The 1,975-nt window shown below is 59.9% G+C and carries 3 protein-coding genes and 1 tRNA gene; 1 reads left to right on the top strand and 3 read right to left on the bottom strand.

Annotated features, from left to right (window positions below; genetic code table 11):
• The 3 genes from VAE48_RS12955 to VAE48_RS12945 all read right to left on the bottom strand — a co-directional run.
• Positions 1–499, bottom strand: a 499-nt coding sequence (locus tag VAE48_RS12955; RefSeq protein ID WP_322793751.1) for a glycosyltransferase, incomplete at its 3' end; no start/stop codon positions are given.
• A 25-nt stretch (positions 500–524) separates the two neighbouring features.
• Positions 525–872: a hypothetical protein gene (locus tag VAE48_RS12950; protein WP_322793750.1), complete on the bottom strand. Its 348-nt coding sequence runs from the start codon at positions 870–872 to the stop codon at positions 525–527.
• Positions 873–952: 80 nt separating this feature from the next.
• Positions 953–1,028 (bottom strand) — tRNA-Pro (locus VAE48_RS12945).
• 295 nt (positions 1,029–1,323) lie between these two features.
• On the opposite strand from VAE48_RS12945, the gene VAE48_RS12940 reads away from it, so the two are divergent.
• A partial coding sequence (locus VAE48_RS12940; RefSeq protein ID WP_322793749.1) for an alpha/beta hydrolase occupies positions 1,324–1,975 on the top strand: 652 nt, incomplete at its 3' end.

Raw genomic sequence — 1,975 nt, 5'->3', positions numbered from 1 at the left:
CCGAAAAGCACTTGAAACCGCACTGGGTATCCCGCAAGCCGGGCAGGGCCAGCAGGCGCACCGCCAGATTGAACGCCCGCCCGCTCAGGTGGCGGTAAATCGGCTCATCATAACGCACCGCGCCGGGCGCCTCGCGCGAGGCAATGATGATTTCCCCCTCCGGCTTGAGTGGCGGGATGAAGCGGTTGACTTCCTCAATGGGCATGGAAAGGTCGGCATCGCAAATAAAGCGGTATTCACCCTCGGCCGCCAGCATCCCGGCGCGCACCGCCAGCCCTTTTCCGCGCCCTTCCAGGTGCATGGCGCGCACAAAGGGATAATCCTGCTCGAACAAGCGGGCGATATCCAGTGTCCGGTCGGTGCTGCCGTTTTCAACCACCACCACTTCGTAGGTGTAATCCTGCCGGAGTAGAAAACTGGAAATCTTCTGCAGGGTATCCGGCAGCCGCCGTTCTTCGTTATAGGCGGGAATGATGATGGAAAGAAGGGGTGGGGTCAAAGTTTGCTGAAAAAAGGAGAGGATTTCAGAACAGCGGGGCTTGCGGCAGGCAGTCCTGGGCGGATTGTTCGGCCGTTGTCGTCAGCACCTCACGCCCGTTTACGCTGGTCAGTTGAACGTTTGCAACCACTTCAAACGTACTGGCAAGGTAGGGTTTGCGGGCGCCGATCACCACCTTTTGTCCTTTCTTGAGGCGCTCCAGCAATTCCTGCCGCGAAATCAACAGTCGGTCCGACCAGGTTGGGCCGCGCCGTTCGTAAATGCGGGCAGTTTTCAGGCTGCCATCCTCATTATAGCGCACCGCTTCAATGACCACATCGTAACGCGAGGGCAGCGTGGCGGGGTTTTTCTCTCGTTTGAGCAGTTTCATCATGGCTCGGCTTCCGCATGTTCAAGATTGGGCTGGGATTTATCGGGCAAACCGCCGAGCGGGCTCGGCGGTTGCTTGCCGTGTGGTCGGGGTGGGCGGACTTGAACCGCCGACCCCCGCGTCCCAAACGCGGTGCGCTGCCAACTGCGCTACACCCCGGCGCGTCAGAGTATAATCCGAACCATGCACAATCGTCAAGGAAGAAGGACGAGGAGGATGCGGCTTTCTCAAAGTCGAAAACGGTCAAACGGCAGATGGCAGGTGATGATCGATGTCTATTCGGAATAATCCACGGATACGTCAAATCGAGCGATTTTGCCCCCTCCTGCGCCTCCCCCAAAATCGGCGCAGCGATTTTGGGGGAGGAGGGAGGGGGTTCGTTTCGCCACAATTCAAGTTTCGATCCAATGTTTCAGGGTTGTCAAGGAACTTTGAGAAAACCATAACGGGGAGGATGTGGCTGCTGGTGTTGGGCTGGCTGGTTTCGGCCTGTATGCCGGCCCTCACTGCCAGCACGCCAACACCGGTACAAAGTACTCCATTCCCTGCCAGCCGTCCATCACCCAGCCGCCCCAACCCGGATACCCCCATCCCAACGCTTACGCCTGCAGCTGCTCTCACCCCAACGCCAGATTGTCTTGAGCAGGGCGGGCAGGTTGAAGCGTTCAGCCTGGATTCGGTATCGCTCGGCAAGCCGCTGCAGGGTTACCTGTACCTGCCGCCCTGTTTTGCAGCCGAGCGTGCAGCAACTGTTCCTCTCCTGATTCTGCTGCACGGCCAGTCGGCCGATGCCGCGCAGTGGCTGCGACTGGGGCTGGCCGAAACGGCCGACCGCCTGATAGCCGAAAAGGTCATTCCACCGCTGGTCATCGCCCTGCCTTATGAGGAATACTCGCTGCGCAATCCCTATGAAAGTGGGTATGACCGCGCGCTGATGGATGAACTTTTACCGTGGTTAGCCGGGCAGTATCCGGCGGTTTGCCGCCACTCATCCTGCCGCGGGCTGGGCGGCCTTTCGCGCGGCGGCGGTTGGGCGCTGCTGATCGGTTTTACCCAAGCGGAGCGGTTTGCGGCCATCGGCGGGCACTCCGCCCCGCCGTTTTACG

It is taken from the genome of Bellilinea sp. (assembly GCF_034432615.1).
GTDB lineage: Bacteria > Chloroflexota > Anaerolineae > Anaerolineales > Anaerolineaceae > Bellilinea.
This window is presented reverse-complemented; position numbering and strand designations above follow the sequence as displayed.